Below are 25,397 nucleotides of genomic sequence, written 5' to 3' on the forward strand. Positions count from 1 at the left end.
CCGGGGGGCGGATCGGAGATTAACCTTCAAGGGAGGCCGGCCTCGACGCAGCGCGCGGCAATGGCCATGCTCCAGCCATGCTGCGCCGCGCTCCGTCCCTCTCCCGCCGGACCCTGCTCTTCTGCGGCGCGGCGGGCGCCGCGCTCGGCCGTCCCGACCCCGTCGCGCAAGCGCGGACCGCCGATCTCGCCCTGCGCCTGCGGGAGGCGGCGCGCAAGGGGGCGGCGGTCGCCTTGCCGGCGGGGAGGATCGACCTCATGGGGCTCGATCTGCCGGACGGGGCGATTCTCACGGGCGTCCCCGGCCGCACCATTCTCGCGCTGTCGGGCCTCGGTCCGCTGCTCTCGGGCCGGATGGCGCGGCGCATCACGCTCGAGGGCCTCGTTCTCGACGGGGCGGGCGGCTCCCTCGCGCGCGAGACCGGGCTTTTCGATTTTGCGGATGTGGTCGAACTCGCCATCCGGGGCTGCGTCATCCGGGACAGCGCCGCGCGCGGCGTCAGCCTGGCGCGCTGCGGCGGGGTTTTCGCGCAGAACCACATCCTGCGCGCGAAGGGCGCCGGTTTCTACGCGTCGGACGGGCTCGGCATGGTGATCGACGGCAACCGGATCGGCCCCTGCGGCGACAATGGGGTCGTCTTGCATGCGACGGTCGCGGGCCGCACCGACGGCGCGCGGGTGCGCGACAATGTGATCGAGGACATTCACAACCGCTCGGGCGGCGATGGCCCCTATGGCAATGGCGTTCTGGTCTGGGGCGTGGGCTCGGCGCGCATCGAGCGCAACCGGATCAGCCGCTGCGCCTATAGCGCCGTCCGTAACAACGCGGGCCGCTTCGTGGAGGTGATCGGCAATGACTGCCGGGATTTCGGCGAAAAGGCGATGTACGCCGAATATGGCGCGAAGAATGCGACCTTCCGGGACAACCGGATCGAAAACGCCGGCGCGGGCATCGCCGTCGCCAACGCCGACCACGGAACCGACGGCGCGCTGGTTTCGGGAAACGTCATTCTGGGCATGCGCCCGACCAGGCCGGACCCGGCCTTCGGCCCGCAGATGCTCTGGCTGACCGGCGTCCTCGTGGAGAAAAACGCCGTCGTCGCGGGCAACCGGATCGTGGGGCCCGGCTGGATCGGCGTCGCGCTTGGCGGCTGGCGCGAGAATCTGCGCGCGGAGGACAATGAGATCTCGGGCGTCGATTACGGCGTGGTCTTCACCACTGGCGAGGGCGCCGGCGAGGCGGCCATCTTGCGCAACCGCATCCATGCCCGCAAGGCGGCGGCGATCGCCGCGGCGGGCATGGATTTCCTGCCCGGCGATCTCGCCAGGCCCGGCGCGAAACGCTATCCGCGGGTGAGGATCGACGGCAACGAGGTGGAGTGACCGCGCTTTTTAAGCGATCATCACGCGCGCCGCGCCCTTCTCGTCGCCGAGCAGCTCCAGCGCCTTGGCGACCATCGCCTTGCCGTCCAGCATCGCCCTGGCAATCATGATCTCGTGCTTGTCATGGTCGATATAGGCGTCGGGCAGGGTCATGCTGCGGAACTTGAAGGCGCCGCGCGCGCCGTCGAGCAGGCCGTCGTCGGAGAGCGCCTGGAAGACCTGCGCGCCGAAGCCGCCGATCGAGCCTTCCTCGATGGCGATCAGCACTTCGTGATTGGCGGCGAGGCGGCGGATCAGCTCGCGGTCCACGGGCTTGGCGAAGCGCGCGTCGGCGACCGTCGTCGAGACCCCGTAATTTTCGAGCTCCTCGGCGGCCTTGAGCGCCTCGGCGAGACGGGTCCCGAGCGAGAGCAGCGCCACTTTCGAGCCCTCGCGCAGAATGCGGCCCTTGCCGATCTCGAGAACCTCGCCCCGCTCGGGAAGCTCGACGCCCACGCCTTCGCCGCGCGGATAGCGGAAGGCGATCGGGCCTTCGTCATAGGCGACCGCGGTCGCGACCATATGCATGAGCTCCGCCTCGTCGGCGCAGGCCATCACCACCATGCCCGGCAGGCAGCCGAGATAGGCGATGTCGAAGGCGCCGGCGTGGGTCGGCCCGTCCGCGCCGACGAGACCGGCGCGGTCGATGGCGAAGCGGACCGGCAGATGCTGGATCGCGACATCGTGCACGACCTGATCGTAGCCGCGCTGCAGGAAGGTGGAATAAAGCGCGCAGAAGGGCTTGTAGCCCTCGCAGGCGAGGCCGGCCGCGAAGGTCACGGCGTGCTGTTCGGCGATGGCGACGTCGAAGGTGCGCTGCGGGAAGTGCTTGCCGAAAGCGTCGAGGCCGGTGCCCGACGGCATGGCGGCCGTGATGGCGACGATCTTGTCGTCGTGCTCGGCCTCGGCCACCAGCGCCTTGGCGAAGACGCCCGTATAGGACGGGGCGTTGGCCTTGGGCTTGAACTGCTTGCCCGTCTCCACGTCGAATTTGACGACGCCGTGATATTTGTCGTCGGCCGCTTCGGCCGGCGCGTAGCCCTTGCCCTTCTGCGTCACGACGTGAACCAGCACCGGGCCGTCGTCCTTGTCGCGGACATTCGTCAGCACGGGCAGCAGATGGTCGAGATTGTGCCCGTCGATCGGCCCGACATAATAGAAGCCGAGCTCCTCGAACATCGTCCCGCCGGTGATGAAGCTCCGCGAGAATTCCTCGGCCTTGCGCGCCTTGTCGTAGATAAAACGCGGCAGATGCGAGGCGAGCTGCTTCGCGGCGTCGCGGATCGAGCGATAGGCGCCGCCCGAGACGAGGCGGGCCAGATAGGCGGACATGGCGCCGGTCGGCGGCGCAATCGACATGTCATTGTCGTTGAGGATGACGATGAGGCGCGAATCCAGCGCGCCAGCGTTGTTCATCGCCTCATAGGCCATGCCGGCGGACATGGAGCTGTCGCCGATGACGGCGACGACGTGATTGTCGCCGTGCGCGAGATCGCGCGCCACGGCCATGCCGAGGCCGGCCGAGATGGAGGTCGAGGAATGGCCGGCGCCGAAGGCGTCATATTCGCTTTCGGCGCGCTTGGTGAAGCCCGAGAGGCCCCCGCCCATGCGCAGCGTGCGGATGCGGTCCCGCCGCCCGGTCAGAATTTTGTGCGGATAGGTCTGATGGCCGACGTCCCAGATGATGCGGTCGCGCGGCGTATCGAAGACATAATGCAGCGCGACCGTCAGCTCGACCACGCCGAGCCCCGCGCCCAGATGGCCGCCCGTCACCGAGACGGCGTCGATCGTCTCGCGGCGCAGTTCCTCTGCGACCTGCTTGAGCTGGTTCGGCTGAAGCTTGCGAAGCTCCTCGGGCGTCGGAAGCCGATCGAGAAGGGGGGTCTTCGATGTCGTCAAAGGCTTACTCTCGTCTGTCCGCAAATTACATAAATTCTAGGCATATCCGCTCGCTCCCCGCGCGGCAAACGCTTAGCCCCGGAGGTTGGCGGATTCCCGTTGGACTGTGGCCGGCGCGCAACGCTGGCGCCCGTTCAGTAGCGATAGAGTTGATCCACCTCAACTTCCGGCTGGAGCTGCGGCGCGCGCCGCCGGACAGAGGCGCGGCGGCTGGCGGCGGCCGGCGTCTCGCCCGTGATCTCGATCGTCGCGCCGCCATGGGCCTCGACCCATTCGAAGAGCTTCTGGGCGTTGTTGACCGCAAGGCGGACGCAGCCATGGGAGCGCGGACGACCGAGGCCGCGCTCGAAGCTGCCGTGGATCGCGAGACCGCGGGGAGAGAAGAAGATCGCATAGGGCATGGGCGCCTGATCATATTCATCCGAATAGTGATCCGCCTCCATCCGCATGACGGAGTAACGGCCCGTCGGCGTCTCATATCCGGTGCGGCCGCTCGATATCTTCCAGACGACCGTCTCGGCTCCGTCGCGCATGGCGGTCAGGCGCTGCCGCGAAAGGTCGATGGAAATGCGCATCGCCGCCTCGCTCGAGCTGGCGGCGAGCAGGCTGGCGATGAGCACAAGCGCAGTTTTTTTCATGTAAGCGACCAAAACATGCGGCCGGCGCGCGGTAAAGCCGGTGGCGCCCGCCTTGAACCCGAGGAGAGAATCGGGCGCGCCGCTGGGGGGGCGTCCCGATTTCGAGCCTCCAAGGGGTCAAGATGGGACAGGGCCGCGCATTTTCGAAGACCTTCGCGCCACATCCGCACGCGAAACGCCTTGTCCGCGCGCTCCCTGGAGGGAGCGGCGGGGACGCCCGCGCCTCTCTTCGTCCCACGGGAGCATGGTCCTTGCCGGAAACGCCTGCGTTGCATGTGGTCGAGCTTCCATTCGAGACGATGGACGCGGCGCGGGCGGAATGGGCCGCCCTCGCCGCCCGCGCGCTCGAGCCCAACCCCTTTTTCGAGCCGGGCTTCGCGCTCGCCGTGGCGCAGCATTCGCCGGCCGACGACCGGCCTCGCTTCATCGCGGTTCGAAATCGGCAGGGGGCGCTTGCCGCAGTCTTTCCGCTCGCGCCATCGGGCGTTGCCGGCGAAGGCGGGCTGCTTCGTCTGTGGCGCGGCGAACTCGCCGCGCTGGCGACGCCGCTCGTCGATCGCGCGCAGGCGCCGGAGGCGCTCGCCGCCTTTCTGGATTGGGCCGCCCGGTCGAGCCCGGCCGCGGCCGCGCTCTTTCCACGCATCATGCCGGGCGGCGCGTTTCACGCGGCGCTGATTGAAGCCGCGCGACTTGGGGGCCGGCGCGTCGAAACTCTGGAGAGCTACGCCCGCGCGGCGCTGCTGTCGGGCGGCTCGGCGGAGGAGAAATGCGCGCAGGCCGGGGGGCGCAAGCGGCTGAACGAGATCGGCAGGATGCGGCGCCGCCTGGCCGAGTCCGGGCGGGTGGAGGTCGAGATCGTCGCCGCGCCTCGGGCAGTCCGGGCCGCCGTCGAGGAGTTTCTGGCGCTGGAGGCCTCGGGCTGGAAGGCCGGGCGGGGCGCCTTTCTTTCCGAGCCGTCGCTCGCGACCTTCCTGCGCAGCGCGACGCGCCTCCTGTCGGCCGAGGGCCTGTGCCGGGTCGCGGCGCTGCGTCTCGACGGGCGGGCGGTCGCCATGGGGATTCTGCTGGAAAGCCAGAACCGCAGCTATTTCTGGAAGATCGCATATGACGAGGCGTTGCGGGCGCAGGCGCCGGGCGTTCAACTCGCCTTCGCGCTGACCGAGCTTCAGCTGGCGCGGCCGGAGATCGACTTGACGGACTCCTGCGCCATCGCGAACCACCCGATGATCGACCGGCTGTGGCCCGAGCGCATCGCCATCGCCGACCTCGCCGTGTCGCTCGACGACAAGGGCTTCGGCTCCGCGCTGCGACGCGAAAGGACGCGGCGGCGGATCAGGGAATTCGCCAAGCGCGTCGCCCTCCGAGTTCTCGAGCGAAAGCCGAGCTGAGGCGCCGCTCTCGCCTTTTGCGGACGGATCGCTATAGTGCCGCCGTTTCAATCGTTAGCCGGACCTCGCCGTGACGCCTCCTCGCCTTCGCCTGATCTTGCTGCTCGCCGCCGCCACGGCCGGCCTTTCCGCCTGCGGTCGTCGCGGGCCGCTGGAGCTACCGCCCGACGTTCAGGCGCGCGGCGCGGCGCTGCGGGCGCAGCAGGAGGCCGCGCAGGCCAGGACCGGTCCGAAGCCCGCGCCGGGGCAGGCCGTTCCCGCCCCGCCGCCGCCGCCCATCCCCGGCACGATCGGCAATCGCCCGCCTGCGGACTATCCCTTCCCTCTCGATCCGCTGCTCTGAACACATGCGCCATTTCGATTACCGCGGCGGCGCGCTCTACGCCGAGGACGTCGCCGTGTCCGACATCGCCGCGGCCGCGGGCACGCCCTTCTATGTCTATTCGGCGGCGACGATCCGCCGGCACTTCCGCGTCTTCGCGGAGGCCTTTCAGGGGCTCGAGGCGCTCGTCTGCTATGCGATGAAGGCCAATTCGAATCAGGCCGTGCTGCGCCTCCTCGCGAAGGAGGGGGCGGGCATGGACGTGGTCTCGGGCGGCGAACTCGCCCGCGCGATCGCCGCCGGCGTCCCGGGCTCGAAGATCACCTTCTCCGGCGTCGGCAAGACGGATGAGGAGATCGCCGCAGCGCTCGACGCCAACATCTTCTGCTTCAATGTCGAGTCCGAGCCCGAGCTCGAGGCGATCTCACGCATCGCCGGCGCGCGGGGCGTGGCGGCGCCCGTGTCTTTACGCGTCAATCCGGATGTCGACGCGCGCACCCACAAGAAGATTTCGACGGGCAAGGCGGAGAACAAATTCGGCGTCCCGCTCTCGCGCGCCCGTGAGGTCTATGCCCGCGCCGCCAGGCTTTCCGGGATCAGGATCTGCGGCGCCGACATGCATATCGGCTCGCAGCTCACGGATCTGGAGCCTTTCGACGAAGCCTTTTCGCTTCTCGCCGAACTGGTGACGGATCTCCGCGCCGACGGCCACGACATTTCCCATGTCGATCTCGGCGGCGGGCTCGGCATTCCCTATCACGAGGGCGACGATCCCCAGTCCTATCATCCCGAGCGCTACGCGGAGATCGTGCGCCGGCGTTTCGGGGGCCTCGGCTGCAAGCTCGTCTTCGAGCCGGGCCGCCTCATCGTCGGCAACGCCGGCGTGCTGGTCACGCGCGTCATCTATGTGAAGCAGGGCGAGGCCAAGACCTTTCTCATCGTCGATACGGGTATGAACGATCTCGTCCGACCGACGCTTTACGACGCCTGGCACGACATCATCCCGGTGCGTGAGCCGGTCGGCCGAAAGGAGATCGTCGCCGATGTGGTTGGCCCGGTCTGCGAGACGGGGGACTATTTGGCGCTCGACCGCAGATTGCCCGAGGCGCTTCCGGGCGAGCTTCTCGCCATCCTCACCTCCGGCGCCTATGGCGCGGTGCAGGCGGGGACCTACAACACCCGCCCGCTGATCCCGGAGGTTCTGGTCGATGGCGACCGTTTCGCGATCATCCGCCCGCGTCCGAGCGTGTCGGAGCTGATCGCGATGGACCATGTGCCGGAGTGGGTTTGACGGGCTTCGCCGTGGCGGGGCTCCCTTCCCCGGGCGGGGAAAGCGCCCCGGAGCGAGGCTCGCAACTCACATCTGGAGCGGTCCGTAACGCGCGCGATAATCCCGGTACCATTCGACGAGCGCCGTCACGCCTTCTTCGACCGGGGTGCAAGGCCGGTAGCCCGTGAGCCTTTCGAGCAGATCGGCCGAGGCGAAGGTGCGCGGCACGTCGCCTTTCTGCATGTCGAGATAATTGCGGATCGCCGTCCTGCCGACGACCTTTTCGAGCGTGTCGATGAAATCGAGAAGCTTGACGGGCGCGCCGCCGCCGATGTTCACGACGCGCCAGGGCGCGACGGGCGAAACCGAGTCGTCGCCCGCGTCGCGCTGCGGAACGCAGTCGATCAGCCGCGAGACGGCCTCGACCAGATCGCCGACATAGGTGAAGTCGCGCGACATGTTTCCGTGATTGTAGATGTCGATTGCGCGCCCGCTCTCGATGGCGTCGAGGAATTTCAAGGGCGCCATGTCCGGCCGGCCCCAGGGGCCATAGACCGTGAAGAAACGAAACATGGTGGTCGGGATGGACCACAGATGCGCATAGGAATGCGCCATGGCTTCGCCCGCCTTTTTGCTCGCGGCGTAGAGGGTCAGCGGATGGTCGGTGCGGTCGTCCTCGTAGAAGGGGACCGTCGGATTGGCGCCATAGACGGAGCTCGTCGAGGCGATGAGCAGGTGGCGCGGCTTCAGAAGGCGCGCGATCTCCATGACGTTGAACGTTCCGACGAGATTGGACTCGACATAGGCGCGCGGATTTTCGAGGCTGTAGCGCACGCCGGCCTGGGCGGCGAGGTGAATGATCACGTCCGGGGCGCTCTGCTCGGCGGCGTCGGTGAGCGCGGCCATGTCCTCCAGCACGGCGATATTGTCGTGGTAGTTCTCGTGCTGGAGAAGAATTTCGCGCCGCGCGTCCTTGAGCCGCGGATCGTAATAGGGCGTCAGGCCGTCGAATCCGTCGACCGTATGACCCGCCGCCAGCAGCCGCCGCGCGAGATGAAAGCCGATGAATCCGGCCGTGCCGGTGATGAAAACGCGCATGCGTCGCCTTACAACTCAAGGGCGGGCCGATCCCCGGCCCGTCTTGGGCGATCCCCGGCCCGTCTTGGGCGATCGTCGCCGGGCTGTCAACGACGGGGCAAGCGGAGCCGCCCGTGAACGAAAAAGAGGATAGCGTCATCCACCCGCTCGCCTTGCGGGTCCTGCACTGGATCAATGCGGTCGCCGTGATCGTCATGATCCTGAGCGGTTGGCGCATCTACGACGCCGCGCCGATCTGGGACTTCGAATTCCCCAGAGGCCTGACGCTCGGGGGCTGGCTCGCCGGTGCGCTCGCCTGGCATTTCGCCGCCATGTGGCTGCTCGGCGCCAATCTCCTCGCCTATCTGCTTTATGGTCTGCTCACCGGCCATTTCCGCCGCCGCCTGCTGCCGCTCTCGCCGTCAGGCGCCTGGCGCGATATGCGCGGCGCCCCGGCCCCGCGCGCCCCGGGGCGCTACAACGCCATGCAGCGCATCGCCTATGTGTTCGCGATCCTCGCCGTCCTCGCCGCCATCGTCTCCGGCCTCGCCGTCTGGAAGCCGGTGCAGCTTCAGGAGCTCGCCGCGGTCATGGGCGGCTATGAGGGCGCGCGGCGCCTGCATTTCTTCGCCATGGCGGCGCTGGTTCTTTTCATCGTCATGCATGTCGCGCAGGCCGTGCGCGTCAAGGGCCTGCTGCGCCCGATGGTCACCGGCCGGGCCGAGCCGGAGTGAGACGGCGTTCAACTATTCAGTACTTCATGGCGTGAATTTCAACCCAGGATGGGCGCCCGCCGGAAAGCCGCCGCAATAAAAACGCCGCGAGGTCAATCGCTTGGCGTAACATCTCCTACGTTCCGCGGCGTCATGGGTCTGGGCCAAGCCGGATCGATTCGCCGGCGCGCGGGGGCGATTACGAGAGGGGATTTTAATGATCCACAATGAACCTTGCGTTAATGGAATCCTTGCCGCGGTCCTGTCAGCGAGCGTCATTCCATTGCATGGCGCGCTGGCGAAAGAAAAATCGGCAAGGCTTCAGAGGGCGATCGCCAAGCCCATTGCAGCGAAATACGCCAGGCACGACGTCGTGAAGGACGCCGCAACGACGCCTCCGGCAGCTGGCGACGCCGCTCAATAATCGACGGCGACGAGATAGAGACCGTGCGGCGGCGCGACCTGTCCGCAGCGCGCACGGTCTTTCGCCGCGAGAGCCTCCGCGAGATCGTCGGCGGTCCATTTGCCGGTCCCGACGTGCTCGAGCGAACCGGCCATGGAGCGCACCTGATTGTGCAGGAAGGATCGCGCGCAGGTGAGGATTTCGATGCGGTCGCCCTCGCGGCGCACGTCGAGGCGTTCCAGCGTGCGGATCGGCGAATTGGCCTGACATTCCGACGCGCGGAAGGTCGTGAAATCGAAGCGGCCGACGAGTCGTTGCGCAGCGTCGTGCATGGCCTCGGCGTCGAGCGGGCGCTTGACGTGCCAGGCGCGGCCGAGCGTCACGGTCAGCGGCGCGCGGCGATTGTCGATCACATAGCGGTAATGGCGGCGGATCGCGGAAAAGCGCGCCTGGAAGGTCTCGTCGACCGCCCGCGCGGCGAGCACGGCGACGGGATCGGGCTTCAAATGCGCATTGAGCGCGTCGCGCAGCCGATCCTCCCGCCAGGCGCGGACGAGATCGACATGGGCGACCTGGCCCAGCGCATGGACGCCGGCGTCGGTGCGGCCGGCGCCGTGAATGACCGCGCGCCCCCCATTGATGGCGAGGACCGCCTCCTCCAGCCGCTGCTGCACGGAAAGGCCATTGGCCTGCCGCTGCCAGCCGACGAAAGGCAGGCCGTCATATTCGATGGTGAGGGCGTAGCGCGGCATCAGCGGCGATGAGCCAGCCGTTTCGGGCGCGACGCGCGAGCGGGCGGCGTCTCTCTCATGCCAGCACGGCGCCCCTTGCGAGCCTGCGCCCGCGCAGGAATTCCTCCATGCCCATCTCGCCCTTGCCGGCGCGCTGGACGCGCAGCAGGCGCAGCGCGCCGACGCCGCAGGCGATGAGCCCTTCGTCGTCGAGCGCCGTTCCCGGCGCGCCCCGGCCGTCTTCGATCCTGGTGCGCAGCACTTTCACCCGCTCGACGCCATGGCCGAGATCGGCCTCGAAAAAGGCGCCCGGAAAGGGCGCGAGGCCGCGCACGTGGTCGTGCAGCTCGGAGGCCGGCCGGCGCCAGTCGATGCGCGCCTCCGCCTTGTCGATCTTCTGCGCGTAACAGGCGCCGTCCTCGCGTTGCGGCGTGAAGCGCAGCTCGCCTTTCGAAAGCAGATCGAGCGCCTCCGCCATCAGCGGCGCGCCCAGCGCGGCGAGCCGGTCGTGAAGCTCTCCGGCGGTCGTGTCGGGGCCGATGGGCGTCTTCGCGGACAGCGCCACCGGGCCGGTGTCGAGCCCGGCGTCCATCTTCATCACCTCGACGCCGGTTTCCGTGTCGCCCGCCATGATGGCGCGCTGGATCGGCGCCGCGCCGCGCCAGCGCGGCAGCAGTGAGCCATGCAGATTGAGGCAGCCATGCTTCGGCGCGTCCAGGATCGCCTGCGGCAGCAAAAGCCCATAGGCCGCGACCACCGCCACATCGGCGCCGAGCGCCCGGAACGCCTCCTGTTCCTCGGTCCCGCGCAGGCTTTTCGGCGTGCGCACGGGAAAGCCCCGGCTCTCGGCGAACTGGTGGACGCTGGATTTCTTTTCCGACATGCCCCGGCCGGCCGGACGCGGCGGCTGGGAATAGACGGCCGCGACCTCATGGCCGCGGGCGCACAACTCTTTCAGCAGCGCCGTCGCAAAGTCCGGCGTGCCCATGAAAATCAGGCGCAACCGTCAGGCCCCGGCTTCTTCCGTCTCGCGGGCGGCCTCGGCGCGGCGCTGCGCCACGATCTCGTCCAGGCGGGCGGCCTTGGTGAATTTCTTCACCACGCGCTCGCGCTTGAGCCGCGAGAGATTGTCGATGAAAAGCCCGCCCTCGAGGTGTTCGAGCTCATGCTGCACGACCGTCGCCAGCAGGCCGACCGCGTCGAATTCCCGCGTCTTTCCCTCGCGGTCGAGATGGCGGACGCGCACCATGGCGGGGCGCTTCACGTCGTCGAAATAATCCGGCACCGACAGGCAGCCCTCATTGTAGGAGGAAAGCTCCTCCGAGGCCCAGACGATCTCCGGATTGACGAGGCAGAGCGGGTCGCGCTCCTCCTCCGATTTGCCGATGTCGACGACGACGATGCGCTTCGCCACCGCGACCTGAATGGCGGCGAGCCCGATGCCGGGAGCCGCGTACATGGTCTCGAGCATGTCGTCGAGAAGCTTCACGATTTCGGCGTCCACGCGCTCGACAAGCTCGGAGATCTTGCGCAGGCGCGGATCGGGGAGGGTGATGATCGGCAAAACGGCCATTGTCGTTTCTTCGAGTGTTCGTCGCGGGATTTTGCGAAAAAGCCGGCTCATTGGGCGCGGCGCGTTACGCCAAGAGATAGGCGCGGTCGGCCTTTCCGTCAAATGGATCGTCTTTGCCGGAGAGGCCGGGACGGCTAACATGGGCGCGTTCGTCCGCAGGCGGTTGCGCGGGGCGGGCCGAGGGGAGGGTCGATCGATGGCGTTACTGGTGTTTCTGGGTCTCGCGGCGGCCGTCGGCTTGTGGCTCGTCGGCGTCTACAACGGGCTCGTCAATCTGCGGCAGCGGTCCCGGCAGGCCTTCTCCGACATCAATGTCCAGTTGAAACAGCGCCACGACCTCGTCCCCAATCTGGTGGAGACGGTGAAGGGCTACGCCACCCACGAGAAAACCACGCTCGACGACGTGGTCCGCGCCAGAAACGCCGCGGTCGCGGCCGCCGGCCCGGACGCGAAAGGCGCGGCCGAGGGGGCGCTGACCGGCGCGCTCTCCCGTCTCATCGCGCTCTCGGAAGCCTATCCGGACCTCAAGGCCAACCAGAATTTCCAGCAGCTCCAGAGCGAGCTCGCCGACATCGAGAACAAGATCGCGGCGGCGCGGCGCTTCCTCAACAATACGGTGGCCGAATACAACGCGACCCGCGAGGGCTTCCCCGGTTTCCTGATCGCCGGGCGTTTCGGCTTCGAGCCGATGGACTATTTCAACCTCGACGCCGGCGAGCAGAAGGCGATCGAAGCGGCGCCGAAGGTGCAGTTCTGACCGCGGCCTTGCCCCTTTCCCGCGCCGGCGCGGGGCAGGGGCGTGAAGAACGCCGCGCCACGCCCATCTAAGCCCTCCCGCCAAGCGGAAACGCGCGCCAATGTTCAAAGCCTATGGCCTCTACTCCCATATCCGCGCCAACCGGCTGCGGTCTCTTTTCCTGCTGGCGGGTTTCGTCGCGCTGCTGCTCGCGCTGATGTTTTCCTTCTCGCTGCTCTACGAGGCCGTCGCCTCCGGGGAGGAGCCTTTCGACGTCATTCTGGCGCGGGCGGAAAACGACTTTCTCCACAACTGGCCGGTCGGGATCGCCGCGGCGGGCGCCTGGTTCGCCATCGCCTATCTCTTCCACCAGCGCATGATCGATTTCGCCACGGGCGCCCGCGCGGCGTCGCGGGCGGAAAATCCGCGCCTCTACAATCTTCTCGAAAATCTCTGCATCTCGCGCGGCGTGCCGATTCCAGCCCTCCAGATCCTCGAAAGCGACGCGCTCAACGCCTACGCCTCGGGGCTCAAGGAAGGCGAATATCGGATCGCGGTGACGCGCGGCCTCGTCGTCGCGCTCACCGACGCCGAGATCGAGGCGGTGCTGGCCCATGAGCTGACGCATATCCGCAACCGCGACGTGCAGCTCATGGTGGTCGCGGTGATCTTTGCGGGCATCTTCGCCTTCGTGGCCGATCTGACGATCCGGCGCTGGGACTTCCCCTTCGGCTTCTCGCCGCACCGGCCGCCCGAGCGCGAAGACAACCGGCGCGAGAGCGGCGCCGGGCTCGCGGTGTTGATCGCCCTGCTGATCATCGCGCTGAGCTGGGGCGCCTCCGTGCTGATCCGCTTCGCCCTGTCGCGCTCGCGCGAATTTCTCGCCGACGCCGGCTCGGTGGAGCTCACCAAGAACCCCGACGCGATGATCTCGGCGCTGCGCAAGATCGAGGCCCACGCCGTCATGCCCGCCATGCCGTCGCGGATGCACGCCTTCTTCATCGAAAGCCCGGCGCGGGTCCAGGAATCCGGCTGGTTCTCCACCCATCCGACCGTCGACGAGCGCGTGCGCGCCCTCGTCGATTTCGCCGGCGGGCGGGACGTGGCGATCGAGCCTTCCGCCGAGGCGTTCCCCGTCGAGGAGGACCAGGCGGCGGGGGAGTTCCCGCCGCCGGACGGGAGCGCGCCCGAAAACGCCTTTCTGCCGCGCGACGGCCGCCATCCGCTCGATCCGCAAGGCCCCTGGGGCTGATCAGGCCCCGCCGAGCCGCCGCTTCAGAAAATTGATTGCCTTCTGGCGTGAGTCTCGCGCCTCGGGGAGGAAGCTCATCAGCTCGAAGCCGTGGGGCGCGTCGGGCCAGAGCTCGAGCTCCGCCTCGACCCCGGCCGCGCGGGCGCGGGCGACGAGGCGGACGGCGTCGTCCCGAAGCGCCTCGTCGGCGGCGGCGTGCACGCGGAGCGGCGGCAGGCCGGAGAGATCGGCGTAGAGCGGCGAGGCCAGCGGGTTTTTCGCGCTCGTCCGGCCGAGCGCCATGCGCGCGCCGAGCTGGATCAGGCGCCGCGTGAACAGCGCGTCCTTGTCCTCGTTCTCCCGGATCGAGGCGCCGGTTACGGCGAGATCGACCCAGGGCGAGAACAGCGCCGCCGCCTTCGGCAGGGGCAGGCCGGCGTCGCGCGCCTTCAGCATCAGCGCGACCGCGAGCCCGCCGCCGGCCGAATCGCCGACGAGAACGACTGGCCCCGGCCGCGCGCCGACAAGCGCCCGATAGGCTTCGAAAACATCGTCGAGCGCGGCCGGGAAGACATGGGCGGGGGCGAGGCGATAGGCGGGGGCGAAAACATCGAAGCCCGCGCGGGCGAAGCTCTTCGACACGTAGCGGAAGGCGCGTGGCGAGCCGACGAGGAAGCCGCCGCCGTGAAGATAGACGAGCGTCGCGCGCGGCGCGCCGTCGGCCTCGATCCAGTCGCCGACGACATGCGGCGCGAAGGGCGCCCGCCGCGGCGGGAGAGCGCGCGTCGAGAATCTCTGCACGCGCTGCGCCCGCCGGATGAGCGTTTCCAGACGCGGCTTGACGAAGCGGCGCAAAAAGGCCGCCATGCGCCGGGCCGCAGCGCTTCCTCTCGGCCTCGTCATTTCGTCGTGGCGGGCGCCGGCGGGGCTTTCGGTTCGGCGGGTTTTTGCGGCGCGGCGTTGGAGAGGAAATCGAGCGAGGGGTCGGAAAGTCCGGCCTCCTTTGCCCGGTCGCGCCATTCCTTCGCCTGCGCGAGGTCGACCGGAACGCCGATCCCTTCCGCGTAAAGATGCGCCAGCCGGTTCTGCGCCACGGCGTTGCCCTTCAGCGCCGCCTTGCGCAGGAGATCGACCGCGGCGACCTTGTCGCGGGGCGCGCCTGTCCCGTTGAACTGCATGATGGCGTATTCGACCATCGCCGGCGCGAGGCCCACGTCTGACGCGCGCCGGAACCAGATCGCGGCCTCGTGATCGTCCTTCTCGACGCCCTTGCCGGTCTTGTAGAGCACGCCGAGCGCATAATCGGCGTCGGCGCTGCCCGCCGCCGAGGCGCGGCGGAAGAAATCCATGGCCTGTTTGAAGTCCGGATCCTTGCCGTCGTTTTCCAGCGACATCTCGCCGAGAAGATGCAGCGCCGCCGCATGTTCATGCGCGCCCGCCTTATCGAGATAGAGGCGCGCGCGGGCGCGGTCCTTGGGGACGTCGATTCCTTCGAGCGTCGCGACGCCATAGAGATAGGCGGCCTCGGCGTCGCCGGCGTCGCCCCCGCGCCGGAACCAGTCCATCGCCTGCTTCATGTCGCGCTTGACGCCCGCGCCTTCGAGATAGAGCCGGCCGATCAGGGTCAAGGCGGCGGCGTCCTTCGGATTGGCGTCGACGCGCTTCTTCGCTTCGGTCATGGCGGCCTTGTAATCGCCGCGCTGATAGGCGCCGAAGGCGAGGTCGCGCGCCCCGGCCGCGGCGGCGGGCGCCTGCGACGCCGCTTCCTTCGCCTGCGCGGGGCCAAGAAGGCCCATGATCGCCAGCGCCGTCGCGGCGGCGCGCTTCATGTTCCCGCTCATGCGTCCGGCTCTCCCTGTCGCAGCGCGGCCAGCGCCTCGGCGACCGCGGCCGCGGGGCCGCGACTGTCGGTCCAGACGGCGTCGTCGAGCAGCACGAAATCGGCGCCTGCTTCGGCGAGCGGCGCGACCGCGGCGAGCGTTTCCGCGCGGGCGACGCAGGGCGTGTTGAACAGCTCCGCCCACCAGGTCACGCGCTCGAGGAGCGCCGCGAGATCAGCGTCGTCGAAGAGAACGTAATCCACGCCCAATTCGCCCGCGCGCATGGCGTCGTCGCGCAGCGCGAGACCGCCCGCGCCGACGATATGTTTGGGCGAGAGCTTCTCGACCGCCTCCGCGAGCGCCGCGCCGGCGCCGAGGATTTGCGCGCCGTCCGCCTTGGCGCGCAGCGCGACCGTGGGGGCGCCTTCGGCCAGAACCGCAACGCCCTTTTCCTGCGCCGGCGCCGCCAGCGCGCGCAAGATTTCTTCGTTCCGGCGCGGATCGTCGGAGGCGAAGCGGACGAGGAGCGAGGCCACGTCCCCGGCCGAAAGGGCGCTTTCGAGCGCGGGGAGAAAGTCGCGCGCGTCCGCGAGCGGCGGCGTCGCGAGAGAGAGGCGCGGTCCGTCCTCGCTCATTTCTCCTCCGTCAGACGGTCGAGCCAGCCCTGCGCCTGCCGGCGCACATTCTCGGGCGCCGTGCCGCCATAGCTCACGCGGCTCTCGACGGATTTCTCGACGCCCAGCACCTCGAACACCTCCTGCGTGATGCGCGGCTCGACGCTCTGGAGATCGGCGAGCGTCAGCTCTTCGAGGCCCGCGCCGCGTCCTTCGGCGAGCGCCACGACGCGGCCCGTGACGTGATGGGCCTCGCGGAAGGGCAGGTTCAGCCGGCGCACGAGCCAGTCGGCGAGGTCGGTCGCGGTGGCGAAGCCGGCGCCGGCGGCCGCCTTCATGCGGGCGCGGTCGACCGTCATGTCGCGGACCATGCCGGCCATGGCGGCGACGCAGAGGGCGAGCGAATCGATCGCGTCGAACGCGCCTTCCTTGTCTTCCTGCATGTCCTTCGAATAAGCGAGCGGCAGGCCCTTCATGACGATGAGCAGCGCCTGCAGCGCCCCGATGATGCGCCCCGACTTGCCGCGCACCAGCTCCGCCGCGTCCGGATTGCGCTTCTGCGGCATGATCGACGAGCCGGTGGTGAATTTGTCGGAGAGCGAGATGAAGGCGAATTGTGGCGTCGACCACAGGACGATCTCTTCGGCGAAGCGGGAGAGATGCGTCGCGCAGATCGCCGCCGCCGAGAGGGTTTCCAGCACGAAGTCGCGGTCGGAGACGCTGTCGAGGGAATTGGCCGTCGGCCGGTCGAAACGCAGCGCCTTCGCCGTCATCGCGCGGTCGATGGGGAAGGAGGTGCCGGCGAGCGCCGCGGCGCCGAGCGGACATTCGTTGAGCCGCGCGCGCGCGTCGCGGAAGCGCCCGCGATCGCGACCGATCATCTCGACATAGGCGAGAAGATGATGGCCGAAGGTCACCGGCTGGGCGCTTTGCAGATGGGTGAAGCCCGGCATGACGGTCGCGGCTTCCGCGAGGGCGCGTTCGGCGAGGGCGCGCTGGAGATCGGCGAGCCCGGCGTCGAGCGCGTCGATCTCGTCACGGATGTAGAGACGGAAGTCCGTCGCGACCTGATCGTTGCGCGAGCGCGCCGTATGCAGGCGCCCGGCCGCCGGGCCGATGAGTTCGGCGAGCCGCGACTCGGCGTTCATGTGAATGTCTTCGAGCGCGCGGGAGAACCGGAATTCGCCCCGCTCGATCTCGCCCGCGATCTGCGTCAGGCCCTGCGCGATCTTCGCGGCGTCTTCCCTGGAGACGATTCCCTGCTCGGCGAGCATGGCGACATGGGCGAGCGAACCCTGTATGTCCTGGGGGCCGAGACGCTTGTCGAAATCGATGGAGACGTTGATGGCCTCCAGAACCGCGTCGGTTGCGCTCTGAAAGCGACCGCCCCATATCTTGCTCGTCATTTTTACCCCGGAGCCTGCGCCTGATGAAAAAGCCCGCCGCCTCTCGCCTCGCGACTTTCATATTTGCCGCGGCCGGCGCCGGGTTTCTATACGCGGGCGGGCCGAGCGGCAAGGAAGCCCGCGCCGCCGATTGCGCGGCCGCAGCCAAGGTCGCCGACGCCGTGAAGGATCTCGCCAGGGGCGAGGTCGCCGCCATGACGATCGCGAAGACGCCCGAAAAGCTTGCCGATTATTCCTTCAACGATCCCGAGGGCAAGCCCGTGACGCTGGCCTCCTTCCGGGGCAAGACGCTCCTCTTCAACGCCTGGGCGACATGGTGCGTGCCCTGCCGCGCGGAAATGCCGGAGCTCGACAAGCTTCAGGCGGAGCTGGGGTCGGACAAATTCCAGGTCGTGACGGTGAACATCGACACGTCGCGCCTCGACCGCCCGAAGAAATTCTTCGAGGAGACGGGCGTGAAGGCGCTCACGCTCTACGCCGACCCGAAGGCCAATCTCTTTTTCGAACTCAAGCAGTCGGGCAAGGCGCTGGGCCTGCCCGTCACCATGCTGATCGACCCCGAGGGCTGCCAGATCGGGCTGATGAACGGCCCGGCGGCCTGGCATTCGGCCGACGGCCGCGCGCTGGTGACGAAGGCCATCGAGGCGGCGGGGCGCTGACCCGCGCCCCGATGGCCGCGTGAGGCGGCTCATCCCTCCCCGAGAGGGGGGAGGGAGAGAGGAAGGGCCGCTTCAGCCCTGATGCTTCTTCTTTTTCTTGCCGTGATCGGCGCCCGGATGCGCGGCGGCGGGCGGCGCGGCCTTGGGCGCTTCCGCGGCGGGCGCCGGGGCAGCCGGGGCAGGCGCTTCCGCGGCGGCGGGCGTGGGCTCGGCCGCAGGCGGCGCAGCCTCGCTCTTTTGCGGCGCGCTCTCGGTCGCGGCGGGCGGCGCGGCCTCGGGGGCGGGGTCAGAGGCCGTCCTTGTCGTGAAGAGCCAGGTCAGCCCGGCGATGACGATCACGGCGACGGCAAGGCCGAGGCCGATCAGGCCGTGTTTCCCAGCGGCGGGCGCCGCGCCGGCGACCGCCGGCGTCGAGGCGGCGGCTTTCGCGGGGGCGGTCGATTCGGTCCCCGCCGGTAGGACGCCGCGATACTCGCTCCAGACCCAAGCCGCGGGCGGCTGCCCTCCCGGTCCTTCGGTATTGGCCATTTCAGAAATCTCCAAGAAGCGCAGGCTCGCGTTTCGAGCCGCCAGGCCCCATGTTGCATTGCATCCGCACGGGCCACAAGCAGCATGAGTCGTCAGGGTAAGCGTCGGCGGCAAAGGCCACGTTCGCAAGGCTGCAACTTTGCCAGGCGACAAGGACCCGAAACGCGCTAAGTAAGAAAAGATTTTTCCGCCCTCACTAAAGAAGCGAGACAGGCATGACCATTAAAGCTGGCGACAGAATTCCCGACGTCACCGTCACCATCATGGGCAAGAACGGCCCCGAGCCGGTCAAGACCGCAGAGTATTTCAAGGGCCGCAAAATCGCGCTGTTCTCGGTTCCGGGCGCCTTCACGCCCACCTGCCACGCCAAGCACCTCCCCGGCTTCGTCGAGAGATACGACGAGATCAAGTCGAAGGGCGTCGACGCCGTCGCCGTGACGGCGGTCAATGACGTTTTCACCCTCGACGCCTGGCTGAAGGACCGTGGCGCCGCGGGCAAGATCGACGGGCTCGCCGACGGCTCCGGCGTTTTCGCCCGGGCGCTGGGCCTCGAACTCGATCTGATGGAATTCGGCCTCGGCGTGCGCGGCAAGCGTTTCTCGGCCGTCGTCAATGACGGGGTCGTGCAATGGATCAACGTCGAGGAGAATTCGAGCCTCGCGACGGTCTCAAGCGCCGAATCGACGCTCGAGAAGCTTTAAAGCCTTCCGATCCCGAAAGCCGGCCCCGGCGGCCGGCTTTCCTCCGACTTGCTCCTTCACCCGCGCTTGCGCATATAGTGCCGAATGCCTCCCGCCCCGACGAACCGCCGCCCCGCCTCACCCAAGGAAGCCCCGCAGGAGCCCTTCAAGCGGGCCGTCGCCGGCGCCATGCGCGCCATGGCCAGAACGCCCAAGCTCGACGTGTCCTATGCGTCCGAGCGCCCTTCGCTCGTCACGGGCGAGGAGGGCGCCAAGGCGCGGCTCACGGAGCCGCCGCGCAAGCTCACGCCGAAGGAGGCCGCGATCGTGCGCGGGCAGGCCGATTCGATTGCTCTGCGCCTCGCCTGCCACGATGATGCGCTGCATCGCCGCTATGCGCCCGAGACGATGGAGGCGCGCTCCGCCTTCGACGCCCTGGAGCAGGCCCGCGTCGAATCGGTCGGAGCCAGACGCATGGCCGGCGTCGCCGCCAATATCGGCGCGATGCTCGAGGACCGCTACACGCGCAGCCATTCCGAAAAGATCGCGAGCCGCGCCGACGCGCCGCTCGAAGACGCGCTGGCGCTGATGGCGCGCGAGCGCCTCACCGGACTCGAGCCCCCGCCCCATGGCGCGAAGATCGTGGATTTCTGGCGCGGCGTGATCGAGGAGCGCGCCGGCGCCGATCTCGACCGGCTCGTCGGGGCCGTCGAAAACCAGAAGCATTTCGCCCAGATCGTGCGCGAATTGCTGTCTCATCTGGACATGGCCGGGGCCGAGGCGCCGGAAGAGACCGAGGCCGAGGACAATCTGGAGGAGCCCCCGCAAAACCCGGACGAGAGCGAGGAGCAGAAGCAGGAAGAGGACCAGGCCAAGACGCAGGCCGAGATGGAGACCTCTCTCGCCGCCGAGGATTCCGACCAGGAAGGGGAAAGCGAATCGGCCGAGGCGCCCTATGGCGAATCCGCCGAGGAGGCGGATACGAGCGATCTCGAGGAGGCCTCTGACGCGCGCCGGCCCTCGACGACGGCGGCCGACCGCTCGGGCTCCGATTATCACGCCTACACCACCCGCTTCGATGAGACCGTCCGGGCCGAGGAGCTGTGCGACGCGGAGGAGCTCGACCGCCTTCGCGCCTATCTGGACAAGCAGCTTCTGCATCTGTCCTCGGTCGTCGGCCGCCTGGCGAACCGGCTCCAGCGGCGCCTGATGGCGCAGCAGAGCCGCTCCTGGGAGTTCGACCTCGAAGAGGGCATGCTCGATCCGGCGCGCCTGCCGCGCATCATCATCGATCCCCAGCAGCCGCTCTCCTTCAAGCGGGAGAAGGACACCGATTTCCGCGATACGGTGGTGACGCTGCTGCTCGACAATTCGGGCTCCATGCGCGGGCGCCCGATCACCGTGGCCGCGACCTGCGCCGACATTCTCGCCCGCACGCTGGAGCGCTGCGGCGTGAAGGTCGAGATCCTGGGCTTCACGACCCGCGCCTGGAAGGGGGGCCAGTCCCGCGAGCTCTGGATCAACGAGGGCAAGAAGCCCAATCCCGGCCGCCTGAACGACATCCGCCACATCATCTACAAGGCGGCCGACGCCCCCTGGCGGCGCGCGCGCCGCAATCTGGGGCTGATGATGCGCGAAGGGCTCCTCAAGGAGAACATCGACGGCGAGGCGCTCGACTGGGCGCACCGGCGCCTGCTCGCGCGCGGCGAACAGCGGCGTATCCTGATGATGATTTCCGATGGCGCGCCGGTCGACGATTCGACGCTTTCGGTCAATCCCGGCAATTATCTCGAGCGCCATCTGCGGCAGGTGATCCACGACATCGAGACGAGGTCGCCCGTGGAGCTCATCGCCATCGGCATCGGCCATGACGTGACGCGTTACTACCGCCGCGCCGTCACCATCGTGGACGCCGAGGAGCTCGGCGGCGCCATGACCGAGAAACTCGCGGAGCTCTTCAGCGAGACCGGCCGTCCCGCTCCCCCGTCGCTCCCGATGAGCCGCCAGCCGGCGCGCGCCCTGGCCCGCGCTTAGGGCGCTCACAGGCTCCGACAAGCGTAGCCTGGAAAAACGGGCGGGCTTTTAAAATTGAAACCAAATTCCCCGTCGCGCGTTAACGGATGCGCGCCATCGTGAACGAGCGCGCCGAAAAGGGAAGCGTTTGCTTGGGGAGTTGGTCAAATGGCGTTGGTCAGGAAAATGCGCCACGAGGCGCCTGCGTTGGAAAGAGTTGCGTGCGTAACGGCGATTTGCGCCCTCGCCTCGCTGCCGCTGGCCTTTTGCGCGGCGGTCACAATTCTCGGGTGATAAGTCTCGGGTGGGGCGAAACGAAAAAAGGGGGCGGCAGCCCCCTTTTTCACGGCTTGGTCATGAGGCGTCGGCGATCGGCCATTCGGCCTTGAAGGATCCGCCCTGATTGTCCCGGGCGACGACCCGAAGGATCTTCGCGCCATTGGGCGCATAGGTGAAACGGAAGCTCGGGTCTTCGGACAGCGAAATGCCGCCCTCCATCTTGAAAATCAGCGCGTCTCCCTGCCAGACCTCGACCGCGTCCACATAATGGGCCGGCGTGTACGTGCGGGTGATCTGATCCATTTGCAGGCCCGAATTATTGGGGTGGCGGATCAGGATCTGCGCCTCGCGCTTGCCGGCGACGGCGCTTTTGAACTCACGATATTTCATCTTGCCCATATTGGCGCGCGCTTCGTCGGGGTCCTTGCCGGCGGGCGCCGAGCAGCCGCCCGAGGCCTTGACGAATTTGACCTCGGAATGCAGCGCGCCGTCGCGCGTCTCCGCCACGGCGTGGACATTGGTGTAGGAATTCACCCTGACCCGCGTCTCGATGAAATCGACGCCGGCCGCGTCGCCGAGCGTGAAGCTCGCCGCCATGGGCATGGGATTCTGGTCGATGACCAGCGTGGCGATCCTCACCTTCGCCGGGTCGGCGAAACGCAGGGTCATGGGCACGATCGCGGCGTCCTCGGCGCGCGTGGGCGCGTCGAGCGAAAGCGTCCCGTCGGCTTTCACGATCTCGCGGCCCTGGAAGAGGTCCGTGACCAGCCCCGGCCAGGGATCGGGCGCGTTTTCGGCGCGCGCCGAAGAAACGAGCGCGGCCGCGAGGCAGGCGGCGCCGAGCGCCAACCGAACTGTCCGTGTCATGAGTTCCTCCGGTCGTTTTTCGCGACATTAGCGCGGCGCGGCGCGCGATGGAGCGACAAAGTCACTCCCATTCGAGCTCCGCAAAGCCGGCCGTTGCGTTGCGGGCGTTGTAATCCTCGAAGAGCCGCCACTTCGTCTTCTCTCCCGCGGCGGCCTCGGCGGCGGCGTCCTTGACCGTTTCGCCCTTCTTGATCGCCGCCCGCAGATCGGCGGTGAGGCGCGACAGATAGGCCCTCTCGTCGTCGAGCGCCTTGGGCCAGGGCGCGACCATGGGCCCGTGTCCCGGCACGACGCGTTCGGCCGGTATGGCCGCGAGCCTGTCCGCGACCTCGAGAAAACCGAGCAGGCTCCCGTCGACCACAGGCACATGCTGAAGGAAGAGCAGATCGCCGGCGAAGAGCGTGCCCGTCTTCTTGTCCAGAACCGTGAGGTCCGCCTCGCTATGCGCGGTGCGCCAGGCGCTGAGCTCGATCGGGCGGCTCCCCAGATCGAGGGTCAATGTGTCCGCGACGGTGAGCGACGGCGCGACGATGGTGACGCCGTCGAGCGCGTCCCCCATCGCATCGCGGAACGACGAGAGATAATGCGGCCCCCGCGCGGCGAGGGCGCGCGGCAGGTTCTTGTGGCCGACGAAGATCGCGCCCCCGCCCTCGAAGGCGCCATTGCCGAAGACATGGTCGGGGTGGGCGTGGGTATTGATGACGTAGCGGATGGGCTTTTGCGTCTTTTCACGCAACGCCGCGAGGAAATCCTTGCCTTCCAGCAGGCTGCCGCCGGTGTCGATCACCGCGACCGCCTCGTCGCCGACGATCGCCCCGAGATTGGCGATGCCGCCGAGATTGCCCTGCGTCATGAGCGCCGTTTCGCCCTGATGCGCATAGACGCCCGGCGCGATCTCGCCGAGATGAAACGCGCTCCCCTGCGCCGCGAGCGGAGCGGCCAAGAGCAGCGGGGCGATAACGCCCAAAAGACGCAAGAGATTGTTTCTCATGGGGTGTTCCGGGCAGTCCGGCTCTACGCCGACGCCTCCGTTTTTTGGATTGCGATTCCTCCGGTCAAGACATATTATCCCGCCGTTTCCGAGTTAAAAATGTCTTCCGGAAGGGAACCGGGAGCAGCTCGCCGCCGCAGGGTGATATTTGCACGCGCGGCGCGGGACCGAAACGGAAAACGCCTTCCCAATGTCGAGGCGCCCTTGAGAGGCGCGACGTCGGAGGCGGCGCAAAGAAGAAAAAGCGCCCCGCGGCGTCGTCAGGAGGAAAAGCTCATGCATAAGCTGTTGTTGTCGAGTTCAGTCGGTATTCTTGCGCTGTTTGCAGCCGGCGCCGCGAACGCCGACGACGAGCTGCTGACGCTCCAGAAAGACGCGAAGCAGTGGGTCTCGCCGACGGGCGACTACGCTAACGTCCGCCACTCGGGCCTCAAGCAGATCACCGCGGAGAACGTCGGCAAGCTGGCTCCCGCCTGGCAGTTTTCGACCGGCGTGCTGCGCGGCCACGAAGGCGCGCCGCTGGTCGTGGGCGACGTGATGTTCCTGCACACGCCCTTCCCGAATATCGTCTACGCCCTCGACCTGAAGGACCCGGACCACAAGATCCTGTGGAAGTATGAGCCCAAGCAGGACCCGTCGGTCGTGCCGGTCATGTGCTGCGACACGGTCAACCGCGGCCTCGCCTATGGCGACGGCAAGATCTTCCTCGCCCAGGCCGACACCACCCTCGTCGCGCTCGACGCCAAGACCGGCAAGCTCGTCTGGTCGGTGAAGAACGGCGATCCGTCGAAGGGCCAGACCTCCACCGCCGCGCCGCATGTCTTCAAGGACAAGGTGCTCGTCGGCATCGCCGGCGGCGAGTTCGGCGTGCGCGGCCACATCACCGCCTATTCGGTGAAGGACGGCAAGCAGGTGTGGCGCGGCTACTCCATGGGCCCCGACGCCGACACGCTGATCGACCCCGACAAGACCACCCATCTCGGCCAGCCGGTCGGCAAGGACTCGGGCATCAGCACGTGGCAGGGCGACCAGTGGCAGACGGGCGGCGGCACCACCTGGGGCTGGTACAGCTACGATCCGGAGCTGAACCTCGTCTACTACGGCTCGGGCAATCCCTCGACCTGGAACCCGGTGCAGCGTCCCGGCGACAATCGCTGGTCGATGACCATCTGGGCGCGCGACCTCGACACCGGCAAGACCAAGTGGCTCTATCAGATGACGCCCCACGACGAGTGGGACTATGACGGCATCAACGAGATGGTTTTGGCCGACCAGCCGATCGGCGGCAAGACGGTCAAGACGCTCGTCCACTTCGACCGCAACGGCTTCGCCTATACGCTCGACCGCACCAACGGCGACCTGCTCGTCGCCGAGAAGTATGATCCGGCGGTGAACTGGGCGACCAAGGTCGACATGGACAAGTCGTCGAAGACCTACGGCCGTCCGCTGGTCGTGGACAAATATTCGACCCAGCACAATGGCGAGGACACGAACACGCAGAACGTCTGCCCGGCGGCTCTGGGTTCGAAGGACCAGCAGCCGGCGTCCTATGACGCGGCGACGGGCCTGTTCCTGGTGCCGACGAACCATGTCTGCATGGACTATGAGCCGTTCCGCGTGAGCTACACGGCGGGCCAGCCCTATGTCGGCGCGACGCTGGAGATGTATCCGGCGGGCAAGGTGCTGGGCGACGGCACGAACAACACGGGCAATTTCATTGCCTGGGACGCCAAGGTCGGCAAGATCGTGTGGTCGAACAAGGAGCAGTTCTCGGTTTGGGGCGGCGCGACGTCGACGGACGGCGGCGTGACCTTCTACGGGACGCTCGAGGGGTATCTGAAGGCGGTCGACACCAAGACCGGCAAGGAGCTCTACAAGTATAAGACCCCGTCGGGCATCATCGGCAATGTGATCACCTATGAGGCGGGCGGCAAGCAGTATGTGGCGGTGCTGTCGGGCGTCGGCGGCTGGGCGGGCATCGGCCTTGCGGCCGGCCTCTCCAAGTCGAACGAGGGCCTCGGCGCCGTCGGCAACTACGCCTCGCTCGCCAATTACACGGCGCTCGGCGGCGTGCTGACCGTCTTCGCGCTGCCGAACTAAGCAGAGCGCAGGGTCGGCATCTCGACAAAAATGGCGCT

At 67.9% G+C, this 25,397-nt stretch carries 24 protein-coding genes; 11 read left to right on the forward strand and 13 right to left on the reverse strand.

Going from position 1 to position 25,397, the window contains the following annotated elements:
- Positions 1–77: 77 nt before the first annotated feature.
- On the forward strand, positions 78–1,382 hold the full coding sequence (locus WOC76_RS02540; protein WP_341104081.1) for a TIGR03808 family TAT-translocated repetitive protein: 1,305 nt from the start codon (positions 78–80) through the stop codon (positions 1,380–1,382).
- A 9-nt stretch (positions 1,383–1,391) separates the two neighbouring features.
- On the opposite strand, the gene dxs is transcribed toward WOC76_RS02540, so the two are convergent.
- Positions 1,392–3,320 carry a 1-deoxy-D-xylulose-5-phosphate synthase gene (gene dxs / locus WOC76_RS02545; protein WP_341431257.1) on the reverse strand — a complete coding sequence of 643 codons (1,929 nt, stop codon included), beginning with the start codon at positions 3,318–3,320 and terminating at the stop codon, positions 1,392–1,394.
- Positions 3,321–3,454: 134 nt separating this feature from the next.
- A complete protein-coding gene (locus tag WOC76_RS02550) occupies positions 3,455–3,958 on the reverse strand; it encodes a L,D-transpeptidase (protein WP_341104080.1) in 504 nt (167 codons plus the stop codon).
- Between the two features lie 251 nt (positions 3,959–4,209).
- Here WOC76_RS02550 and WOC76_RS02555 point away from each other — a divergent pair, with 251 nt between their 5' ends.
- From WOC76_RS02555 to lysA, 3 genes are all read left to right on the forward strand, one after another.
- Complete coding sequence (locus WOC76_RS02555; protein WP_341389550.1) at positions 4,210–5,346, forward strand: GNAT family N-acetyltransferase; 1,137 nt, start codon at positions 4,210–4,212, stop codon at positions 5,344–5,346.
- Between the two features lie 70 nt (positions 5,347–5,416).
- On the forward strand, positions 5,417–5,689 hold the full coding sequence (lptM, locus tag WOC76_RS02560; RefSeq protein ID WP_341104077.1) for an LPS translocon maturation chaperone LptM: 273 nt from the start codon (positions 5,417–5,419) through the stop codon (positions 5,687–5,689).
- Between the two features lie 4 nt (positions 5,690–5,693).
- Positions 5,694–6,959 (forward strand): diaminopimelate decarboxylase, encoded by a 1,266-nt coding sequence (gene lysA / locus WOC76_RS02565; RefSeq protein WP_341104076.1) that lies wholly within the window; start codon positions 5,694–5,696, stop codon positions 6,957–6,959.
- Between the two features lie 66 nt (positions 6,960–7,025).
- Here lysA and WOC76_RS02570 read toward each other — a convergent pair whose 3' ends face one another.
- Positions 7,026–8,036, reverse strand: coding sequence for an NAD-dependent epimerase/dehydratase family protein (locus WOC76_RS02570; RefSeq protein WP_341104075.1), 1,011 nt, complete (start codon positions 8,034–8,036; stop codon positions 7,026–7,028).
- A gap of 113 nt (positions 8,037–8,149) precedes the next feature.
- Here WOC76_RS02570 and WOC76_RS02575 point away from each other — a divergent pair, with 113 nt between their 5' ends.
- Positions 8,150–8,749, forward strand: a complete 600-nt coding sequence (locus tag WOC76_RS02575; RefSeq protein WP_341104074.1) for a cytochrome b/b6 domain-containing protein — start codon at positions 8,150–8,152, stop codon at positions 8,747–8,749.
- A gap of 396 nt (positions 8,750–9,145) precedes the next feature.
- Here the strand turns inward: WOC76_RS02575 and truA are convergent, their stop codons facing one another.
- Genes truA through def form a run of 3 tightly spaced genes read right to left on the reverse strand, consistent with a single transcriptional unit; the run spans position 9,146 to position 11,435 of the window.
- A complete protein-coding gene (gene truA, locus WOC76_RS02580) occupies positions 9,146–9,883 on the reverse strand; it encodes a tRNA pseudouridine(38-40) synthase TruA (RefSeq protein ID WP_341104073.1) in 738 nt (245 codons plus the stop codon).
- A gap of 55 nt (positions 9,884–9,938) precedes the next feature.
- Positions 9,939–10,850 (reverse strand): methionyl-tRNA formyltransferase, encoded by a 912-nt coding sequence (gene fmt / locus WOC76_RS02585; protein WP_341108710.1) that lies wholly within the window; start codon positions 10,848–10,850, stop codon positions 9,939–9,941.
- A gap of 18 nt (positions 10,851–10,868) precedes the next feature.
- A complete protein-coding gene (def, locus tag WOC76_RS02590; RefSeq protein WP_341104072.1) occupies positions 10,869–11,435 on the reverse strand; it encodes a peptide deformylase in 567 nt (188 codons plus the stop codon).
- Positions 11,436–11,631: 196 nt separating this feature from the next.
- Between def and WOC76_RS02595 the strand changes: the two genes are divergently transcribed.
- Positions 11,632–12,192 carry a LemA family protein gene (locus WOC76_RS02595; RefSeq protein WP_341104071.1) on the forward strand — a complete coding sequence of 187 codons (561 nt, stop codon included), beginning with the start codon at positions 11,632–11,634 and terminating at the stop codon, positions 12,190–12,192.
- A gap of 100 nt (positions 12,193–12,292) precedes the next feature.
- Positions 12,293–13,423 (forward strand): M48 family metallopeptidase, encoded by a 1,131-nt coding sequence (locus tag WOC76_RS02600; RefSeq protein ID WP_341104070.1) that lies wholly within the window; start codon positions 12,293–12,295, stop codon positions 13,421–13,423.
- Here the strand turns inward: WOC76_RS02600 and WOC76_RS02605 are convergent, their stop codons facing one another.
- From WOC76_RS02605 to argH, 4 genes are read right to left on the reverse strand one after another with little or no spacing between them, the layout of a single operon-like run.
- A complete protein-coding gene (locus WOC76_RS02605; protein ID WP_341104069.1) occupies positions 13,424–14,269 on the reverse strand; it encodes an alpha/beta hydrolase in 846 nt (281 codons plus the stop codon).
- Between the two features lie 32 nt (positions 14,270–14,301).
- Complete coding sequence (locus WOC76_RS02610) at positions 14,302–15,243, reverse strand: tetratricopeptide repeat protein (RefSeq protein ID WP_341104068.1); 942 nt, start codon at positions 15,241–15,243, stop codon at positions 14,302–14,304.
- Positions 15,240–15,857 carry a thiamine phosphate synthase gene (locus tag WOC76_RS02615; RefSeq protein WP_341104067.1) on the reverse strand — a complete coding sequence of 206 codons (618 nt, stop codon included), beginning with the start codon at positions 15,855–15,857 and terminating at the stop codon, positions 15,240–15,242. Before WOC76_RS02615 ends, WOC76_RS02610 begins: the two co-directional genes overlap by 4 nt.
- Positions 15,854–17,242, reverse strand: a complete 1,389-nt coding sequence (gene argH / locus WOC76_RS02620; protein WP_341104066.1) for an argininosuccinate lyase — start codon at positions 17,240–17,242, stop codon at positions 15,854–15,856. Before argH ends, WOC76_RS02615 begins: the two co-directional genes overlap by 4 nt.
- A gap of 23 nt (positions 17,243–17,265) precedes the next feature.
- Between argH and tlpA the strand changes: the two genes are divergently transcribed.
- Positions 17,266–17,901, forward strand: coding sequence for a thiol:disulfide interchange protein TlpA (gene tlpA / locus WOC76_RS02625; RefSeq protein ID WP_341104065.1), 636 nt, complete (start codon positions 17,266–17,268; stop codon positions 17,899–17,901).
- A 72-nt stretch (positions 17,902–17,973) separates the two neighbouring features.
- Here the strand turns inward: tlpA and WOC76_RS02630 are convergent, their stop codons facing one another.
- Positions 17,974–18,429, reverse strand: coding sequence for a hypothetical protein (locus WOC76_RS02630; protein ID WP_341104064.1), 456 nt, complete (start codon positions 18,427–18,429; stop codon positions 17,974–17,976).
- A gap of 215 nt (positions 18,430–18,644) precedes the next feature.
- Between WOC76_RS02630 and WOC76_RS02635 the strand changes: the two genes are divergently transcribed.
- Positions 18,645–19,130, forward strand: coding sequence for a peroxiredoxin (locus tag WOC76_RS02635; RefSeq protein ID WP_341104063.1), 486 nt, complete (start codon positions 18,645–18,647; stop codon positions 19,128–19,130).
- An 84-nt stretch (positions 19,131–19,214) separates the two neighbouring features.
- Positions 19,215–21,143: a cobaltochelatase subunit CobT gene (gene cobT, locus WOC76_RS02640; RefSeq protein ID WP_341389559.1), complete on the forward strand. Its 1,929-nt coding sequence runs from the start codon at positions 19,215–19,217 to the stop codon at positions 21,141–21,143.
- A gap of 333 nt (positions 21,144–21,476) precedes the next feature.
- On the opposite strand, the gene WOC76_RS02645 is transcribed toward cobT, so the two are convergent.
- Positions 21,477–22,268 (reverse strand): quinoprotein dehydrogenase-associated SoxYZ-like carrier, encoded by a 792-nt coding sequence (locus WOC76_RS02645; RefSeq protein ID WP_341104062.1) that lies wholly within the window; start codon positions 22,266–22,268, stop codon positions 21,477–21,479.
- Positions 22,269–22,329: 61 nt separating this feature from the next.
- Complete coding sequence (locus tag WOC76_RS02650; protein ID WP_341104061.1) at positions 22,330–23,259, reverse strand: quinoprotein relay system zinc metallohydrolase 2; 930 nt, start codon at positions 23,257–23,259, stop codon at positions 22,330–22,332.
- Positions 23,260–23,535: 276 nt separating this feature from the next.
- On the opposite strand from WOC76_RS02650, the gene xoxF5 reads away from it, so the two are divergent.
- Positions 23,536–25,359 (forward strand): lanthanide-dependent methanol dehydrogenase XoxF5, encoded by a 1,824-nt coding sequence (gene xoxF5, locus WOC76_RS02655; protein WP_341104060.1) that lies wholly within the window; start codon positions 23,536–23,538, stop codon positions 25,357–25,359.
- The last annotated feature ends 38 nt before the right edge of the window (positions 25,360–25,397 follow it).

Origin of the sequence: Methylocystis sp. IM3, from assembly GCF_038070105.1 — a bacterium.
GTDB lineage: Bacteria > Pseudomonadota > Alphaproteobacteria > Rhizobiales > Beijerinckiaceae > Methylocystis.

What these genes read in the sequence shown, in the direction of transcription:
- cobT (WP_341389559.1), top strand. Translation starts at nt 19,215, where the DNA reads ATGCCTCCCGCCCCGACGAACCGCCGCCCCGCCTCACCCAAGGAAGCC.
- tlpA (WP_341104065.1), top strand. Translation starts at nt 17,266, where the DNA reads ATGAAAAAGCCCGCCGCCTCTCGCCTCGCGACTTTCATATTTGCCGCG.
- WOC76_RS02550 (WP_341104080.1), bottom strand. Translation starts at nt 3,958, where the DNA reads ATGAAAAAAACTGCGCTTGTGCTCATCGCCAGCCTGCTCGCCGCCAGC.
- lysA (WP_341104076.1), top strand. Translation starts at nt 5,694, where the DNA reads ATGCGCCATTTCGATTACCGCGGCGGCGCGCTCTACGCCGAGGACGTC.
- WOC76_RS02615 (WP_341104067.1), bottom strand. Translation starts at nt 15,857, where the DNA reads ATGAGCGAGGACGGACCGCGCCTCTCTCTCGCGACGCCGCCGCTCGCG.
- WOC76_RS02645 (WP_341104062.1), bottom strand. Translation starts at nt 22,268, where the DNA reads ATGACACGGACAGTTCGGTTGGCGCTCGGCGCCGCCTGCCTCGCGGCC.
- truA (WP_341104073.1), bottom strand. Translation starts at nt 9,883, where the DNA reads ATGCCGCGCTACGCCCTCACCATCGAATATGACGGCCTGCCTTTCGTC.
- WOC76_RS02605 (WP_341104069.1), bottom strand. Translation starts at nt 14,269, where the DNA reads ATGGCGGCCTTTTTGCGCCGCTTCGTCAAGCCGCGTCTGGAAACGCTC.
- WOC76_RS02595 (WP_341104071.1), top strand. Translation starts at nt 11,632, where the DNA reads ATGGCGTTACTGGTGTTTCTGGGTCTCGCGGCGGCCGTCGGCTTGTGG.
- argH (WP_341104066.1), bottom strand. Translation starts at nt 17,242, where the DNA reads ATGACGAGCAAGATATGGGGCGGTCGCTTTCAGAGCGCAACCGACGCG.
- fmt (WP_341108710.1), bottom strand. Translation starts at nt 10,850, where the DNA reads ATGGGCACGCCGGACTTTGCGACGGCGCTGCTGAAAGAGTTGTGCGCC.
- WOC76_RS02570 (WP_341104075.1), bottom strand. Translation starts at nt 8,036, where the DNA reads ATGCGCGTTTTCATCACCGGCACGGCCGGATTCATCGGCTTTCATCTC.
- WOC76_RS02610 (WP_341104068.1), bottom strand. Translation starts at nt 15,243, where the DNA reads ATGAGCGGGAACATGAAGCGCGCCGCCGCGACGGCGCTGGCGATCATG.
- xoxF5 (WP_341104060.1), top strand. Translation starts at nt 23,536, where the DNA reads ATGCATAAGCTGTTGTTGTCGAGTTCAGTCGGTATTCTTGCGCTGTTT.
- def (WP_341104072.1), bottom strand. Translation starts at nt 11,435, where the DNA reads ATGGCCGTTTTGCCGATCATCACCCTCCCCGATCCGCGCCTGCGCAAG.
- WOC76_RS02630 (WP_341104064.1), bottom strand. Translation starts at nt 18,429, where the DNA reads ATGGCCAATACCGAAGGACCGGGAGGGCAGCCGCCCGCGGCTTGGGTC.
- WOC76_RS02540 (WP_341104081.1), top strand. Translation starts at nt 78, where the DNA reads ATGCTGCGCCGCGCTCCGTCCCTCTCCCGCCGGACCCTGCTCTTCTGC.
- WOC76_RS02600 (WP_341104070.1), top strand. Translation starts at nt 12,293, where the DNA reads ATGTTCAAAGCCTATGGCCTCTACTCCCATATCCGCGCCAACCGGCTG.
- WOC76_RS02650 (WP_341104061.1), bottom strand. Translation starts at nt 23,259, where the DNA reads ATGAGAAACAATCTCTTGCGTCTTTTGGGCGTTATCGCCCCGCTGCTC.
- WOC76_RS02635 (WP_341104063.1), top strand. Translation starts at nt 18,645, where the DNA reads ATGACCATTAAAGCTGGCGACAGAATTCCCGACGTCACCGTCACCATC.